Source organism: Candidatus Parvarchaeota archaeon, from assembly GCA_016866895.1.
In the GTDB taxonomy this organism is placed as follows: domain Archaea; phylum Micrarchaeota; class Micrarchaeia; order Anstonellales; family VGKX01; genus VGKX01.
In genome coordinates this window covers 1-15,864 of sequence record VGKX01000009.1, presented here as the reverse complement: position 1 = coordinate 15,864, position 15,864 = coordinate 1, and the positions used below count along the sequence as shown (strand labels likewise).

The 15,864-nt window shown below is 47.1% G+C and carries 16 protein-coding genes and 1 pseudogene; 14 read left to right on the top strand and 3 right to left on the bottom strand.

Annotation, left to right across the window (positions count from 1 at the left end):
* The coding region (locus FJZ26_00875; GenBank protein ID MBM3228959.1) for a phosphopyruvate hydratase at positions 1-1,173 on the bottom strand (1,173 nt) is incomplete at its 3' end.
* Between FJZ26_00875 and FJZ26_00870 the strand changes: the two genes are divergently transcribed.
* The 12 genes and pseudogenes from FJZ26_00870 (at position 1,085) to FJZ26_00815 (ending at position 10,885) form a co-directional block, all read left to right on the top strand.
* Complete coding sequence (locus tag FJZ26_00870) at positions 1,085-1,471, top strand: MoaD/ThiS family protein (GenBank protein ID MBM3228958.1); 387 nt, start codon at positions 1,085-1,087, stop codon at positions 1,469-1,471. The two genes, FJZ26_00875 and FJZ26_00870, sit on opposite strands and share 89 nt — an antisense overlap.
* 6 nt (positions 1,472-1,477) lie before the next feature.
* Complete coding sequence (locus FJZ26_00865; protein MBM3228957.1) at positions 1,478-2,428, top strand: TIGR00269 family protein; 951 nt, start codon at positions 1,478-1,480, stop codon at positions 2,426-2,428.
* A gap of 257 nt (positions 2,429-2,685) precedes the next feature.
* Entirely contained in the window at positions 2,686-5,067 is a 2,382-nt protein-coding gene (locus tag FJZ26_00860) for a valine--tRNA ligase (GenBank protein MBM3228956.1), read from the top strand.
* A gap of 23 nt (positions 5,068-5,090) precedes the next feature.
* Positions 5,091-5,354, top strand: a complete 264-nt coding sequence (locus FJZ26_00855; GenBank protein ID MBM3228955.1) for a hypothetical protein — start codon at positions 5,091-5,093, stop codon at positions 5,352-5,354.
* 104 nt (positions 5,355-5,458) lie between these two features.
* Complete coding sequence (gene rdgB, locus FJZ26_00850; GenBank protein MBM3228954.1) at positions 5,459-6,022, top strand: RdgB/HAM1 family non-canonical purine NTP pyrophosphatase; 564 nt, start codon at positions 5,459-5,461, stop codon at positions 6,020-6,022.
* Positions 6,023-6,039: 17 nt separating this feature from the next.
* Entirely contained in the window at positions 6,040-6,495 is a 456-nt protein-coding gene (locus FJZ26_00845) for a 30S ribosomal protein S15 (GenBank protein ID MBM3228953.1), read from the top strand.
* Between the two features lie 28 nt (positions 6,496-6,523).
* Complete coding sequence (locus FJZ26_00840; protein ID MBM3228952.1) at positions 6,524-7,141, top strand: 30S ribosomal protein S3ae; 618 nt, start codon at positions 6,524-6,526, stop codon at positions 7,139-7,141.
* Positions 7,142-7,174: 33 nt separating this feature from the next.
* Positions 7,175-7,498, top strand: a complete 324-nt coding sequence (locus tag FJZ26_00835) for a nascent polypeptide-associated complex protein (GenBank protein ID MBM3228951.1) — start codon at positions 7,175-7,177, stop codon at positions 7,496-7,498.
* Positions 7,499-7,612: 114 nt separating this feature from the next.
* The gene (locus FJZ26_00830) at positions 7,613-8,146 is read left to right on the top strand and encodes a DUF350 domain-containing protein (GenBank protein MBM3228950.1); all 534 of its coding nucleotides are present in this window, start codon (positions 7,613-7,615) and stop codon (positions 8,144-8,146) included.
* Between the two features lie 174 nt (positions 8,147-8,320).
* The gene (locus FJZ26_00825; protein MBM3228949.1) at positions 8,321-8,722 is read left to right on the top strand and encodes a 30S ribosomal protein S6e; all 402 of its coding nucleotides are present in this window, start codon (positions 8,321-8,323) and stop codon (positions 8,720-8,722) included.
* Between the two features lie 86 nt (positions 8,723-8,808).
* Entirely contained in the window at positions 8,809-9,987 is a 1,179-nt protein-coding gene (locus FJZ26_00820; protein ID MBM3228948.1) for a translation initiation factor IF-2 subunit gamma, read from the top strand.
* Between the two features lie 43 nt (positions 9,988-10,030).
* Positions 10,031-10,885 (top strand): annotated as a pseudogene (locus FJZ26_00815) (DMT family transporter).
* Between the two features lie 251 nt (positions 10,886-11,136).
* Here FJZ26_00815 and pdxT read toward each other — a convergent pair.
* Both pdxT and pdxS read right to left on the bottom strand, forming a co-directional pair.
* The gene (gene pdxT, locus FJZ26_00810) at positions 11,137-11,862 is read right to left on the bottom strand and encodes a pyridoxal 5'-phosphate synthase glutaminase subunit PdxT (protein ID MBM3228947.1); all 726 of its coding nucleotides are present in this window, start codon (positions 11,860-11,862) and stop codon (positions 11,137-11,139) included.
* A gap of 125 nt (positions 11,863-11,987) precedes the next feature.
* Positions 11,988-12,872, bottom strand: coding sequence for a pyridoxal 5'-phosphate synthase lyase subunit PdxS (gene pdxS / locus FJZ26_00805; GenBank protein MBM3228946.1), 885 nt, complete (start codon positions 12,870-12,872; stop codon positions 11,988-11,990).
* A gap of 352 nt (positions 12,873-13,224) precedes the next feature.
* Between pdxS and gyrB the strand changes: the two genes are divergently transcribed.
* Together gyrB and FJZ26_00795 are read left to right on the top strand one after the other, a co-directional pair.
* Complete coding sequence (gene gyrB / locus FJZ26_00800; protein ID MBM3228945.1) at positions 13,225-15,123, top strand: DNA topoisomerase (ATP-hydrolyzing) subunit B; 1,899 nt, start codon at positions 13,225-13,227, stop codon at positions 15,121-15,123.
* A 23-nt stretch (positions 15,124-15,146) separates the two neighbouring features.
* Positions 15,147-15,864 (top strand): DNA gyrase subunit A (locus tag FJZ26_00795; GenBank protein MBM3228944.1); only part of this gene is annotated, 718 nt, incomplete at its 3' end.

Below are 15,864 nucleotides of genomic sequence, written 5' to 3'. Positions count from 1 at the left end.
CTCGCTTCTGGCGGGCGCTCCGGTTTTTATCTGTCCGGATTCAATGCCAACAGAAATTTCCGCAATACTCGTATCCTCAGTTTCCCCCGACCTGTGGCTCACGATAACTCCCCACCCGCTCCTGTAGCACTTTTTGGCCGCCTCAATTGATTCTGACAGCGTCCCGACCTGATTGACCTTTAGCAATAGCGCGTTTGCGCAATCCAGTCCCATTGCCTTATCAATTCGGCTCACCTGCGTCACAAGAAGGTCGTCCCCGACTATCTGGACTTTTTTTCCTATGGCTTTTTTTAGACGCGAAAAAGAAGCAAAATCCTCCTCCTCAAAAGGGTCTTCTATGGAAACTATGCGGTGCTTATTTGCAAGCGACTCATAGAATTCCGCAAGCCTGTCTGGCGGCAAGGCATGCCCGTCAATGAGGTATTTTTTGCTGGCCGCGTCATAAAATGAGTTGGATGCTGCATCAAGGGCAATTCCAACTTCTTTTTCATATCCAAGCTCCTGAATTGCCGCCTCCATTGTTTCTATCGCCTCCTCGGTGTTTTTCAAAGGCGGCGCATAACCTCCTTCATCCCCAATGTTTTTTGCCGAGGGGCCAAATTTTTGCTTTAGCGATTTTCCAAGCTGGTGGTAGATTTCGCAGCCAATCTTAAGGCTTTCAGAAAAAGATTTTGCCCCGTAAGGCATTATCATGAATTCCTGTATGGACAGGCCGCTTCCCGAGTGCACGCCCCCGTTTATCACATTCATCATGGGCACCGGCAAAATACTTCCACCCAAATATTCAAACAGGGACTGGCCTTCAGCTCCTGCAAGAAGCTTTGCGCAGGCAAGGGAAACTGCAGTGGTTGCATTTGCCCCAAGCCTGGACTTGTTTGGCGTCCCGTCAAGTGATATCATTTCCGCGTCAATCTGCTCAAAGGAGGAAAAGTCCCTGTTTGTTAGCCGCTTGGAAACAAGCTTGTTGACATTTTCGCAGGCCTTTATCACTCCCTTGCCGCCAAACCTTGCCCCCCCGTCCCTAAGCTCCAATGCCTCATGCTTGCCTGTTGACGCGCCGCTTGGGGCGCATGCCCTGGCAAACATGTCCTGCGTGTGGGCTTCCGCCTCAACAGTCGGGTTTCCCCTAGAATCAATTATTTCGCGTGCAATAATTTTAGTTATCCTGACCATCAATCCACCCGCCAAAAAACGACACCCCGTTTTTGCGCTAAACCACTTTGGTTGCAAGTCATATATAAATATCCTAGTAGAAAATTGCTACATGGTCGATAAATCCGCCATAACCGTTTACTCCAATGGAAAAAAACACCTGCTCAAGGCAGGCTCAACAGTCCTTGATTTTCTTGCATTGGGAAAGCACAGCAGGCAAACCTCTGTTGTAAAGGTGAACGGGAAGGTATGCCCAGAGTCGGCGGTTCTTGAGACCGGTGACAGGATTGAGGTCATCAAAGTCGTTTTTGGCGGCTAGACAATTATGCAAAACAAGTCACCCTGCGCCAAGTGCGCCCAACATGCCGCTGTGGCGCTTTGCACAAGCGGCACGCATTTGTGCAAAAAACACTTTCTTGAGTCAGTTGAAAAAAGATTCAAAGGCACTGTCCGGGAGCACAAAATGCTCAAAAGGGGCGACCATGTTGCAATAGGCTTGTCTGGCGGAAAGGACAGTGTTGTAATGATGCACCTGCTTTTTATGCTCTCAAAAAGCCTCCCTTTGAAACTCACTGCAATCACCGTTGATGAAGGCATTGCAGGCTACCGCTCCCACACCCTTAAAGTTGCGGCAAGCCAGGCAAAAAAGCTGAAAATCCCGCTTATTGTCACCTCTTTCAAAAAGGAATTTGGATTTACCCAGGATAGCGCGGTTGGGGTGCTGCCAAAAAGCCTTCCCTGCAGCCACTGCGGCGTTTTCAGAAGGTCAATACTCAACAGAGCCTCAAAAAAGGCAAAAGCCGCCCTGCTTGCAATCGGCCATAATCTTGACGACATGGCGCAGACATACCTAATGAATATAATGAGAAACGATTTGGGCAAAATATTGCGCTTTGGCAATGCGTCAAATGAAGAACAGGCTGATTTTGTGCCCCGCATCAAGCCTTTAATGGAACTGCCGGAAAGGGAAATCGCCCTTTATGCAATGCTCAAGGGCCTCCCAATCCATTTTCAGGAGTGCCCTTATGCTAACAAGGCATTCAGACAACACGTGAGAAACATGCTAAACGACTTTGAAGACAAGTACCCTGGAACAAAAGTCCGCATATTCAAGGCAATGCATGGGATTGCGGCAGCTCTTAATTCCAAAAACGGCAAAATTAGTATAGCTGAAGGGACGTTAAAAAACTGCAAAAAATGCGGCGAGCCGACCTCTTCAAGGCAAGAGCTGTGTTCGGCATGCAAGATGGCCTCGGCGATAAAACAATGCATGTAAAAAATCCAGCTTAGTGCATGTCTTAATTGCCAGGCTCGATTTTTGACTTTAGGATTTCCAACAATTGAATCTTCGAATTAGCGGTAAAAATGCCCAGTATCCCGTATATTTTGTTTAATTTTATAGTTAAACATGTTTTTAAATTATGGTATTTTCAGGCGCCAATCTAACAAGGCCTTAAAAAACCCAGCATCACAAATTAGTGTCTAAACATCAGCTTAAAAAAATATTTTCACTGCATATGCCAATTGATTTTGATGGAAGAGCGCTACAATAGGTCAGTTGAAATAAAGTGGCAGGAATACTGGAAGGAAAAAGACACTTACAAGTTTGATGAAGTTGATTCCTCAAGGCCAATCTATTCCATTGACACCCCCCCTCCATTCACTTCCGGGGACTTGCACATGGGCCATGTGCTCTCCTACTCGTATTTTGATTTCATAGCCCGCTACAAACGGATGAAGGGATTCAATGTCTATTACCCGCAAGGCTGGGACTGCCAGGGCTTTCCAACTGAAGTCAAGGTGGAACAAAAATACGGGAGAAAGCCTCCGGAGGAATTCCGAAGCCTTTGCATAGAATGGACCAATTCGTGCATTGAGAAGATGAAAGCTCAAATGAACTCCATGGGCTTTTCGCCAGACTGGAGATATGAATACAAGACAATGTCGCCGGAATACCACAAGGCAGTCCAGCATTCGCTAATCAAGATGTATGAAAAAGGGCTTGTTTTCAGGGCAAAGCACCCGGTTTTCTGGTGCCCTAACTGCCGCTCGGCCCTTGCAAAATCAGATACTGAAGAGCTTGAGCGGGACAGCCAGCTTAATTTCCTAAAATTCACGGGCCCAAATGGCCAGGCCATACCGATTGCAACTTCAAGGGCCGAGCTTCTGCATGCATGCGTTGCAGTTTTGTTTAATCCAACAGACAAAAGATATGCGAATTATGCAAATGAGACAATCACAACACCGCTTGGCAATAAAGTCAAAATGATGCCGGACAAGGACGTGGACATGAATTTTGGCTCAGGCGCCCTGATGGTGTGCACTTTCGGGGACAAGATGGACGTTGTGTGGATGTACAGGTACGGCCTCCCAATAATCGAGGCATTTGACGCCTCAGGCCGCATTATAAACGGGCCTGATTATCTCAATGGGCTCAAAGCCCCTGAGGCAAAAAAGAAAATCATCGAAAGGCTTGGGGAAGAAGGCAAAGTCATCAAAATAGAGCCCCTTCATCAGGCAGTAAAAGTCCATGACAGGTGCAAAAAGCCAGTCGAGCTAATGCTTTCCACCCAGTGGTTTGGAAAAATAAAGGGCAAGGACAAGGAAATAATCGAGGCGGCCAAAACAATGCGCTGGGTTCCAGACTTTGCAATCTCCCATCTTGTGGACTGGGCAAGCAATGTGGAATGGGACTGGGTGATTTCCCGCCAAAGGGTATTTGGAACCCCCCTTCCATTCTGGTACTGCGCTAAATGCAACAAGGATTATACTGCAAGCCTGGATGAGCTTCCGGTAAATCCCCCGCTTGCTAATGCCAAGGCTTGCGAGTGCGGGGAGACGCTTGTTGCCGAATCTTCCACATGCGACTGCTGGATAGACTCAAGCATTACGCCCCTTGTGATATCCGGCTGGCCAGGCAACCAATCAATGTTTAAAAAATTCTATCCAATCAGCCTCAGGCCGCAAGGAGTCGAAATCATCAGGACTTGGGCCTACTACACAATCTACAGGTGCATGCAGCTTGCCGGCAGGCCTCCTTTCAAGGAACTTTTGTTAAACGGCAACGTGCTTGCCCCGGACGGGAAAAAAATGAGCAAGAGCCTTGGAAACATAATCGCCCCGGACAAGCTTATTGACGACTACTATGCCGATTCGGTCAGGCAGTGGGCAGCCCTTTCGGGGGCAATGGCAAAGGACAGGCCGTTTTCCTACCAGGACCTCACATATTCGAAAAGTTTTCTCAACAAGCTTTGGAACGCGGCAAAATTTGCCAGCCAGTCAATTTCAGGCTTTGAGCCTGACGGCAGCGAATTGGCATCCCTCGAGACAGTTGACAGGTGGATTCTCTCAAGGCTGCAGGGGCTGATTTATTCGGTAAGCGAGGATTTTGAAAATTTCGAATACCACCACGCAATAAAGTCAATGCAGGAATTTTTCTGGCACGAAGTTTGCGATTTTTATCTTGAATATGTCAAGTACAGAATTTACCAGCAAGGCACAAGCAGCGCCAGCAAGAGAGCGGCACAGTTCACACTGCACACCGTGCTTCTCAACACAATCAAGCTTCTTGCCCCAATAGCGCCACATGTGACTGAGGAGATATTCACAATTTTTTCAGGCCAGGAGGGGGCAAAGGCTTCAGGAGGTTCTATCCACACGTCATCCTGGCCTGCAAAGGATGACAGGCTTGTTTTTCCTGATGCGGAAAAAACCTCTTTGCTTTTAAACCAGATTGTCTCGCAGGTTCGACAGTTCAAGGCTTCAAACAAGCTTGCGCTCAACACGCCAATCGAGTCGCTGCAAATAACAAGCCCCGAGGACTTGGCATCCTGCCTGGAGGTAATCAAGGCGACAACAGGGGCCAAGAGCGTTTCTTTTGCCGCAGGCGAGCTGAAGCTCAAAATAGTTAGCTAATCTATAATTGAAGTGGTTTTATCATGGAGACGGAAGGAAAAATTCAGGGAGGCAAAAAGGCAGCTCCCTCATCCTCTAAAAACCAGCCTGGGAAAGGCAGCAGCATAAGCCGAAAGCTCGACTTTGCAAAATCAATAAGCGTCGCAACCCCCTGTGCGCTTGTAATTGCAGTCGGGCTGCTTGCATTCTCAAGCCTTGAAACAAATATAATCGCCATCTATTCGTTCATGTGCTGGCTGCTTTTTGTTGCCATTTCTTATAGTTATTTTTATTTCCATGCCCAATGAAAGCAAATTGTAAGAAAACTGCCCAAGCCAACTGATTAAACCGTAATGAATAAACTCACCAGAGTAATGAAATTGCGAACTTCGATTGATTAGGTGTAGAATTTATGGCAAAAATTGCAGAAAGGCTTATATTTGCAACCTCAAACGCGCATAAATTCAGGGAGGCGCATAACTTTTTAAAGCAGCATGGGATAATAATAAAACAAGCGCCTGGCAAGGCAAACGAGATACGGTCGGAGGATGTTGCAGAGGTAGCAAGAGAATCTGCAATGCAACAATCAGGCAAATACAAAGCCGCTTTCTTTGTTGAAGATTCTGGGTTGTACATCCACAGCCTTAATGGATTTCCTTGCGCTTACTCCAAGTTTGCATTGGGGAAGTTGGGGTGCTCGGGCATTCTGAAGCTTTTGTCAGGTTGCAATAACCGGAAGGCTGAATTCAGGTGCTCAATCGCACATTGCACTGGAAAGTCAATAAGGGTTTTTTCAGGCAGGTGCAAGGGCAAAATATCGCGTACGGAATTGGGAAAATCGGGTTTTGGATTTGACCCGATTTTTATTCCAAGCGGGTCAAAAATGACATTTGCACAGGACAAAATTGAAAAAGCAAAGGTTTCGCACAGGTCAAAGGCGCTGTCTAAGCTTGCAGAATTCATAAATAAAAAATGAGATAGGAAGGTGGATAAATGGCACGTTTGCATTCAAAAAAGCACGGCAAGTCAGGCTCAAAAAAGCCTGCCAACAAGACTTCCCCTGAATGGGTCGGCTACTCGGCCCACGAGGTGGAGGACCTTGTGATGAAGCTGAGGAAGGAGGGCATGGAGATTGCCCAGATTGGGCAGAAACTCCGAGATGTCTACGGTGTCCCTTCTGTGCGCAATGTTGCAGGCAAGAGCATCACAAAAATCGTGAAGGCATCCGGGCAGAAACTTGAATACCCGGAGGATCTCCTGTCGCTTATCAGGCGCGCCGTCAATGTCAGGAAGCATCTTGGCGCAAACAAGCAGGACAACCACAACAAAGTCAAGCTAAGGCATATTGAATCCAAAATCAACAGGCTTGTCAAGTACTACGGCAACAGCGGCAAGCTGCCGGATGGATGGATATACGAGCCTGAAAAGGCCGCATTGCTTGTAAAGTAAACGACTATTATCCCACAGGTGATTTTTGATGGCGGAAGTGCAGCAACAGGCAAAAAAATCAAAGGGCAAGGTAATCGACACCTGGAAAACAAAGTCCTGGTACACGGTAATTGCGCCTGAAATATTCAACAGCAAGGAGATAGGCCAGCTGGTAAGCTCCGATGAAGCCAATCTGCTTGGGCGCAAGGTGAAGGCAAACCTTAGCGACCTTACAGGTGCGCTAAGCATGTCGGGGGCTTACACTGCAATCTACTTCAAGGTCAACGATGTGAAGGGCAAGAGCGCGCACACGGAATATGTCGGCCACGAGCTTGCTCCTGCCTACATTCGCACGCTTGCCAGAAGGCGCAGGTCTGTAATCAATAATGTTGCCGACGTGGCAACCAAGGACGGGCGGAAAATCAGGGTAAAATCAACAGTAGTCACTGCCGTCCGGGTTTCGGACAGGGCCAAATCCTCGTTGAGGGCAATGATACAGGAAGAAGTCAAGTCCTATGCTGCAAACGCTGATTTCAACCAGTTTGTCCAGGATATACTGTTTGGGAAACTTTCCCAAAAGATATATTCAAGGATAAAAAAAGTTTCGCCAATAAAGAAAATCGAGATACACAAAACCCAAACCATCCAAGCCAAGAAAAAGGACTGAGAGGCAGGTAGGGCAGACAGGCAGGTGGGCGCTATGATGGGCTTTGACCCCAAGTCCGTTAAAAAAATGATGCAGCAGATGGGCATTGAAAACAAGGAAATAGCTGCAAAAAAAGTCCTCATTGAATGCGAGGGGGAGAACATCATAATAACCAACCCCCAGGTTACACAAATCGTAATGCAGGGACAAACCTCCTACCAGATAGCAGGAACTGTCTTAAGGGAGGCAAGCATATCGCAGCAGGACCTGCAGCTTGTTATGGAACAGACTGGCGCAAGCGAAAAACAGGCCAGGGAAGCGCTTTTAGAATCAGGCGGCGACATGGCACAGGCCATACTCAAGCTAAAAAAAGATTAGGAATGGGAAAACAGGCCCGTATTTTTCAGTGAAGTATTTAAAGGGGAAGCAAAATATTACTAGCCACTTTGTTTAGTTCTAGTTTAAGCAATATGCAGATTGGAAGGTGATACGGTGGGAGGAATAACCGAGATTTCAACAGGCGTAGTTCTGGGAATATTGCAGCTTGTCATCGGGCTTGTAATTTCAATGGCATCCATATATCTGGGCCTGAAGACCTTTGACAAGATAACCAAAAGGACAGATGAAATGAAAGAACTCAAAAAGGGAAATGTGGCGGTGGGCATACTTCTTGGCGCAGTAATTCTCTCCATCGCGAACGTTGTCCAGTCGGGCATTTGGTCCCTGACTGGCTCAATAACCCCGGGCATGACAACAGTCGCGCTGTTGCTTGCTTTTGGAATAGGAATCGTCAACCTAGTAATTGGCGTCGTTGTTGCGATAATAGCCATTTACCTTGCCATCATAATCCTTGACAAGATAACAAAGGAGATAGACGAATGGAAGGAAATCAACAATGGCAACGTGGCTGTGGCGATACTGATGGCATCGGTGCTGTTTTCCGTATCCTTTGTTGTCCAGGCAGGGGTTGCTGGAATTGCAAAAACGCTTGATGCCAAGGCAATCGCAGCTCTATTTGGCTTTTAGGAACTTTGAAAAGGCATTGGCAGGGATGGGCACCCTGCCACTATTTTTCTTTATTTTGGCAAAGCTCTAACAACCCAAGTTTTATAAATCAAAATGTGGAATATTAAATCCTCTTTCTTCAAAGACTGAGAAAAAATAAATTGCTGAGTCTGAAACATCGGCTCGGGTGTTAACATGAAAATAGTGATAAGCGAGAAAAGCGGAAAGTCCTACCAGGCAGAGCTTGCAAAAGACAAGGAGCCCCAGCTATACGGAAAAAAAATAGGCGATGAAATAGAGGGCGGCATAATCGGGGCCGCAGGCTATACCCTTGAAATAACCGGCGGTTCTGACATTTCAGGTTTTCCGATGAGGAATGATGTCAGCGGCGGCAGAAGGGCAAGAATTGTGCTTACGCAAGGGCCCGGGTTTAGGCCAAGCCACAAAGGCCAGAGGTCAAGGAAAACGGTCCACGGAAATACTGTGGATTCCCAAATCGTCCAGATTAATACCAAAGTGAAGGCAGCTGGCGCAACGCCGCTTGAAACCACATTCCCGAAAGCAGAGAAAAAGGAGGAGAAAAAGGAAAAGAAGTAAAAGGAAGCGCGGCATGTGCCAAAGTGCGCCATTGCCATCAGGATAATTGCAAAGGCGATTTATTGCAAGCAGAAGTGAATATCGGAATGCTTGGCCATGTGGACCATGGCAAGACAAGCCTTACGCGCATGCTTACTGGCAAGTGGACTGACACGCACTCTGAAGAGCTAAAGCGAGGCATAACAATCAAGATTGGCTATGCAGACGCCTCCTTCTACAAGTGCCTCAAGTGCAAACCTGCGGTGTTTAGCGCCAAGGAGGAGTGCCCTTCCTGCAAATCAAAAAGCAAGCTTTTGAGAAGGGTGTCGTTCCTTGATGCGCCAGGGCATGAAACGCTTATGACAACTGCAATATCCGCCTCAAGCATCATTGACGGGGCAATTCTTGTGATTGCAGCAAACGAGCATTGTCCGCAGCCACAGACGGCAGAGCACATGAGCGTTATCGAAATCCTAGGAATAAAAAACATAGTGATAATCCAAAATAAAGTTGACCTAGTATCAAAAGAAAAGGCCATGGAAAACTACAAGCAAATAAAAAACTTCACCAAAGGCACTGTTGCCCAAAACGCCCCAGTAATACCGATTTCTGCAAATAATAATGTTAATTTGGACTCGGTTATTGAAGCAATTGAGGAATATGTAAAAACCCCTAAAAGAAGCCAGGCCGCAAAGCCTCTCATGTATGTAACACGCTCATTTGACATCAACAAGCCAGGTTCAAGCATTGAATCAATCAAAGGCGGTGTCATAGGCGGCTCGCTTATTCAGGGGTCCCTAAAGGTGGGCGACACAATAGAGCTTAGGCCTGGAATCACAAAAAAGCTCAAGGATTCTGAATCCGTTGAACCGGTGATACTAAGTGTGTCCGAGCTCCATTGCTCGGAGGAGTCTGTGCAGTCAGTCGGTCCAGGCGGCCTTATCGGAATTGGCACAACTCTCGACCCTTCAATAACAAAATCAGACACACTTGTCGGCAACCTGGTCGGGCATCCAGGAAGCCTTCCCGATGTCAAATCTGAGATAGAAGTGGAGCCTTCTCTGCTTAAAAGAACCGAGTTTGAGAATGTTCCATTCAAGCCTAATGACCCAGTAGTCCTCTCGGTTGGAACAGCAACCACAATCGGGCTTGTGTTAAAGACAAAGGCCAACAGGCTTTACCTCAAGCTAAAAAGGCCCATTTGCGCAAGCCCCAAGTCAAAATTGGCACTTTCGCGCAGGATTGGCCAGCGCTGGCGGCTTTGCGGATATGGCATCCTGGTTTAGCCAGTCGGTTGCCTCTATGTCTTAATCCTGGAGCAGCGGATCCATGCTTGAATACCTGGCCCTTATTGGTCGCATCGTGCTTCTTGGGTACGAGCGCATAATCGTCAAAAAGCTTGGCGATTCGTAGGACAGTAACGCAACGGCATTCCTATTTTTTGGCATAGCGGCCATTTTCCTTCTCCCATTTGCTTTCCTTGCACCTGCCCCGCACTCGTTTGATTTCGTTTATTTTGCAGCCGCCACAAGCCTGTTTTACGGTGCCGGCGTTTGGCTTTATGTCAAATCCCTGTCCGAAGGCGAAGTCTCGCTTGTAAGCCCCCTTTACAATTTCAACCTGTTCTTCCTTCTTGTCCTTGCATTCGTTTTCCTTGGGGAGCCACTGTCTTTTTTCAAAGTTGCAGGCATGCTGCTTCTCGTCTATGGGTCCTCGTTTTTAAGCCGCAGAAATAGCATCATCGCATCGCTTAAATCGCTTCTTACCATACGCGCCCGTCAGTTTATGCTTGCTGCATCGCTATTTATTGCAATCGGCCGTATTATGGACGGGTTTGTTGTGAAAAATGTCAACCCAATGTTCTATTCTTTTTTTACAATGCTTGGAATGGCGCTGTTTTTGCTTTTAGCGCTTATCCTAAGGAAAAAGGTCCATCTGGCAAAAAAGCTTCTTGTTGAAAGGTCCAAGCTTGCAATCATAAGCGGTGCAGTGAATGCGTATTCTTACATGTGCCTTCTTTTTGCCTTTACCGCAATAGAAATAAGCATTGCGGAACCTGCCTCCATTCTTGGAACCGTAATCACGTTGTTCCTTGCAGAGAGGGAATTCAAGGAGAATTTGAAGGAGAGGCTGCTTGGGGTCGCCATCATGTTTGCCGCGACGTGGTTGCTTTTTTTCCACTAAGCCCAAAGCTTTCGCAGCCAAGCAAAATCGGGAATGCGGATGCAGTTTTTCACCATCCAGGAATCTGAAATCTTTTTTATATGCTATTGCCAAAATAAGTTCATGCAGTCAAGCGGCCTTTGCATTGTCTGTTCAAAACCAGTTTACTCATTTTGCATCCTATGCGGAAAGCCGTGTTGCCAAAGCCATTCAAAAAACGGCATTTGCCAAGCTTGCCTGTCCGGAAAAACATAGTACCCTGCTTTTTTATTTTACATGCCTCTGTTCTCAAGCATCTTTTCCATAAATAGCCCGTGAAAATAAGTTGTGCCCGTAATTTCCGGGTGAAACGCAAGGCCCATGAAAAACCTCTTTGACAAGCCCTCTGTTTTCTCAGAATATACACCCACTACCCGTTTATCAAGCCTTGCAAGTGCAATGACCTCGGCACCCACCCAGGTTATCTGCGGGGCCCTGATGAAAGCAACTTTGTGCACTTTGCCTTTGCAATCTTTAGTAATATCCGTTATGTTGCAGGCAACATCCGCCTCAAACGACTCTCCCTGCGGGCCATAAGCATTTCTTTTTACTGAAATGTCCAGCAATCCAAGCGATTTTTGGCCGGCTGCGCTGCCTTCAATCTTTTTACTCAGCAAGATTAGCCCTGCGCATGTCCCAAAAATATTCGGGACGCCACAAACAGCATCAAGCATATTTTCTCGCTCAAGAAGCTTCCAAAAAACCGTTGATTCGCCGCCAGGGATGATTAGGCCATCAAGCCCGCCCAAATCTTTTTCGGCCCTGGCTTCAACCAATTCTAATTCAACACCAAGGCCTTTTGCGGCATTCCTGCACGCATCCAGGTGCTCCTTGACATCGCCTTGCAATGCCAAAACACCTAGCTTAAGAGAGGACTTGCTGGCAAACCCACCTGTCTTTCTGATTTTTTGCATGCTGCTTAAACTCAATATAACATTAAATAATCTCCTAGAGGCCATGCTCACGGCCTTCAGACGTTTTTACGGGGCGCAGTAATCACATGTGCAGGCATGCCCAGCACTTAAGTGCATGGTTCGTCGCATCGTGTGACCCTATTTTTTGATTATTGATTAATTTCTTTTTTTCAAACTCCCCTTTTTGCAAGAAGTTGCCCTTCCGGGATGCTTGAAATTTCAAGGCCTCTCATCGGTTCGCCTAAGTCTTTGGAGGCCTCTAAAAGCCGCTTTTTGTCATTATAGTGGGCAACAGCATCTACAATGGCCCGTGCAAGCTTGGGCGGGTTATTTGACTTGAATATGCCGCTTCCGACAAAAACGCCATCGCAGCCCAGTTGCATGCACAGGGCCGCATCAGCTGGAGTGGCAATGCCCCCTGCGGCAAAATTAACAACAGGCAGCCGTCCAAGCTCCTTTGTTTTGCTGACAAGCTCAACTGGAACCCTCATCTGGTTTGCACTTCGGGCAAGTTCCTTTTCGCTTTGGCCTTTCAAAATTTCTATCTCGTTTTTAACCGCTCTTATGTGCCTAATTGCCTCGACAATGTTGCCTGTCCCAGCCTCCCCTTTTGTTCGAATCATGGCCGCACCTTCATTAATCCGCCTTAAAGCCTCACCAAGGTTCCTGCAGCCACATACAAAAGGGACTTTGAATGCCCACTTGTCAACATGAAACTGCGAATCCGCCGGTGTGAGAACCTCGGATTCATCAATAAAATCAATACCAAGCTGCTCGAGAATCTGTGCCTCGACAAAATGTCCAATCCTGCATTTTGCCATAACCGGAATTGTTACGGCTTTTTTTATGGCAAGAATCATAGACGGGTCAGACATCCTTGCAACCCCGCCGTGCGCCCTAATGTCTGCAGGAACCCGCTCTAAGGCCATGACTGAAACTGCCCCTGCATCCTGGGCGATTTTTGAATGTTCCACATTGACAACATCCATAATCACCCCGCCTTTGAGCATTTCGGCAAGGCCGGTCTTTATCCTAATAGTCCCTTTTGAAACCATCTTACGCACCCACCTTGAAAAGTAAGTCATACTAAGGCTCAGCTTGACGATATAAATCTTGTGGTCCGATGCTTAGGTTTAGGAACATCGGGCTGAAGATTTTAGCCCTAAGTTAGGTATTTAAGGCTGCCCGAAAAGACCGCCCAAAGGCGCAGATTTATATACTTGAGTTGAGCACATATTGACATAAGATTTACGAGATAAAAAGGCGACTTGACGGATGCAAAAAAACAATGCGAAACTAGCCTAAAAACTTCGGAAAATAACGACCCGACTTAGTGGTCATAATGTGCGACGAACCCACGGCCAAAAACTGTGAACGTGCGTTTATTGCAATAATAATGTGGTAATAATGAGCGATTACACAGCAAACGACATCCAAATCCTCGAAGGACTTGAGGCAGTCAGGAAAAGGCCGGCAATGTACATAGGAGACACCGGGGTTGCCGGGCTCCACCACCTTGTATACGAAGTAGTTGACAATTCAATTGACGAGGCCACGGCCGGTTATTGCAAAAACATCGAAGTTGTAATTGACCAGGACAACACCATCGAAGTTAATGACGATGGCCGCGGCATTCCAGTTGAAATCCACCCCAAAACCGGCAAATCCGCATTGCATGTTGTAATGACGGTGCTGCATGCAGGTGGCAAGTTTGACTCAAAGGTTTACAAGGCGTCTGGAGGCCTTCACGGAGTCGGTTTATCGGTTGTCAACGGACTGTCCGAATACCTTGAAGCAAAAGTCAGGCGCAATGGAAAAACTCATTACATAAGGTGCGAATATGGAAAAGCGGTAAGCGACGTCAAGGTCATAGGCGATGCGCAAGGCATTGGCACTACGATACGCTTCAAGCCAGACAAGCAAATTTTCCAGGACATAAATTACAATTTTGACATTCTTGTAAACCGGCTTAGGGAACTTGCATTTCTCAACAAAGGGCTCAAAATAACCCTATCGGACAGGCGCAATGGCCAGCAGGAGGTTTTCCAGTTTGAAGGGGGTATTGTGTCATTTGTTGAATTTATCAACAAGAACAAGACACCGATCCATCCGGTAGTTTACTTTTCAAAGCAATCTGACAATGCAAACATTGAAGTCGGCCTTCAGTATACTGATACGTTTTCTGACAACATATACACCTTTGCAAACAATATAAACACCCACGAGGGCGGATTCCACCTCATAGGATTTCGCTCCGGGCTCACAAGGATAGTCAATGACTATGCTTTCCAAAACAAAACCCTGAAGGAAAAGGACGAAAGGTTTTCAGGGGATGATATTAAGGAGGGCCTCACGGCGATTGTCTCAGTCAAGATAACAAATCCCCAATTTGAGGGGCAAACAAAAACAAAACTTGGAAACACGGAGATAAAAGGCATTGTCGAGGCGGCGGTCAACGACAAGCTAAAGACATATTTTGAGGAGCACCCCTCTGAGGCAAAGGCAATAGTGGAAAAGTGCAACAGGGCGTCCCAGGCCAGGCAGGCAGCCCAGAAAGCCAAGGAGCTGATAAGGCGAAAAAACGTTCTTGAAGGCTCGGTGCTGCCAGGTAAGCTTGCAGATTGCATAGAAGAGGACCCAAAACTTTCAGAGCTGTATATAGTCGAGGGCGATTCCGCAGGCGGCAGCGCAAAACAAGGCCGGGACAGGCAGACCCAGGCGATTTTGCCGCTGAGGGGCAAGATACTTAACGTTGAAAAGGCCCAGATAAACAAAATACTGACAAGCGAACAGATAAGAAACCTGATAACTGCCCTTGGCACAAACTTCAATTCTGATTTCAACATCTCAAAGCTCAGGTACCATAAGATAATAATTATGACGGATGCGGATGTTGACGGGGCCCACATACGCACGCTTTTGCTTACTCTGTTTTACCGCCACATGCGCCCGTTGGTCGAAAGCGGATATGTTTACATTGCGCAGCCCCCGCTTTACAAAGCAAAGAAGGGAAAAATAGAAAAGTATGTTTTCAATGATGCCCAGCTTCAAAAGACGCTTTCAGAGCTGGGCCAGGATTCCTCAAACCAGCCGACTATCCAAAGGTACAAGGGCTTGGGCGAAATGAACCCCCAGCAGCTTTGGGAAACGACAATGGACCCGCAAACCAGGACACTTGTGCAGGTGGGCATTGCAGACGCAATTAAGGCAGACGAGCTTTTCACAATCCTGATGGGGGAAGTCGTAGAGCCAAGAAGGCAGTTTATAGAAGCCCATGCAAAAGAAGTTAAAAATTTGGATGTATGAGGCTTTTATAAAAAGTGGTTATAATGGCAGATTCTATTATCCAACGGCCTATTGAACAGGAGCTTCAGACATGCTACCTGGATTATGCAATGTCAGTAATTGTCGGCAGGGCATTGCCTGACATCCGCGATGGCCTCAAGCCAGTGCACCGCAGGATACTATACGCAATGCATGAGCTTTCAAACACTCATGACAAGCCCTACAAAAAGGCCGCCCGTGTTGTGGGGGAAGTACTGGGAAAATACCACCCTCACGGCGACATGGCAATTTATGACTCCCTGGTGCGCATGGCCCAGGATTTCTCACTTAGGGCTCCGCTTATCGACGGTCAGGGCAACTTTGGCTCGATTGACGGTGACAATGCAGCTGCAATGAGGTACACGGAAGTCAGGATGAACAAGCTTGCGCAGGAACTTCTTGTGGACATTGAGAAAAAGACCATCTCATTTGCCCCAAATTTTGACAATACGCTTGAAGAGCCCTTAGTGCTTCCGTGCAAGTTCCCGAACCTGCTTGTCAACGGTTCGTCTGGAATTGCAGTTGGAATGGCAACCAACATACCGCCCCACAACCTTGGAGAGATTACGGATGCTGTAAAAGCCGTAATCGCCAACCCGCAAATTGAAATCGGGGGGCTTCTTGGAATTGTCAGCGGACCCGACTTTCCCACTGGGGGCATTATTGTTGGCAATGCGGGCATAATAGAAGCATACAAAACTGGCAGAGGCTCGATCCGGATAA

Bases quoted from the DNA above. Each gene is read 5' to 3' on its own strand.
- FJZ26_00870 (MBM3228958.1), top strand. From the start codon at position 1,085: ATGTCCTGCGTGTGGGCTTCCGCCTCAACAGTCGGGTTTCCCCTAGAA.
- FJZ26_00865 (MBM3228957.1), top strand. From the start codon at position 1,478: ATGCAAAACAAGTCACCCTGCGCCAAGTGCGCCCAACATGCCGCTGTG.
- FJZ26_00860 (MBM3228956.1), top strand. From the start codon at position 2,686: ATGGAAGAGCGCTACAATAGGTCAGTTGAAATAAAGTGGCAGGAATAC.
- FJZ26_00855 (MBM3228955.1), top strand. From the start codon at position 5,091: ATGGAGACGGAAGGAAAAATTCAGGGAGGCAAAAAGGCAGCTCCCTCA.
- rdgB (MBM3228954.1), top strand. From the start codon at position 5,459: ATGGCAAAAATTGCAGAAAGGCTTATATTTGCAACCTCAAACGCGCAT.
- FJZ26_00845 (MBM3228953.1), top strand. From the start codon at position 6,040: ATGGCACGTTTGCATTCAAAAAAGCACGGCAAGTCAGGCTCAAAAAAG.
- FJZ26_00840 (MBM3228952.1), top strand. From the start codon at position 6,524: ATGGCGGAAGTGCAGCAACAGGCAAAAAAATCAAAGGGCAAGGTAATC.
- FJZ26_00835 (MBM3228951.1), top strand. From the start codon at position 7,175: ATGATGGGCTTTGACCCCAAGTCCGTTAAAAAAATGATGCAGCAGATG.
- FJZ26_00825 (MBM3228949.1), top strand. From the start codon at position 8,321: ATGAAAATAGTGATAAGCGAGAAAAGCGGAAAGTCCTACCAGGCAGAG.
- FJZ26_00820 (MBM3228948.1), top strand. From the start codon at position 8,809: ATGCTTGGCCATGTGGACCATGGCAAGACAAGCCTTACGCGCATGCTT.
- pdxT (MBM3228947.1), bottom strand. From the start codon at position 11,862: ATGGCCTCTAGGAGATTATTTAATGTTATATTGAGTTTAAGCAGCATG.
- pdxS (MBM3228946.1), bottom strand. From the start codon at position 12,872: ATGGTTTCAAAAGGGACTATTAGGATAAAGACCGGCCTTGCCGAAATG.
- gyrB (MBM3228945.1), top strand. From the start codon at position 13,225: ATGAGCGATTACACAGCAAACGACATCCAAATCCTCGAAGGACTTGAG.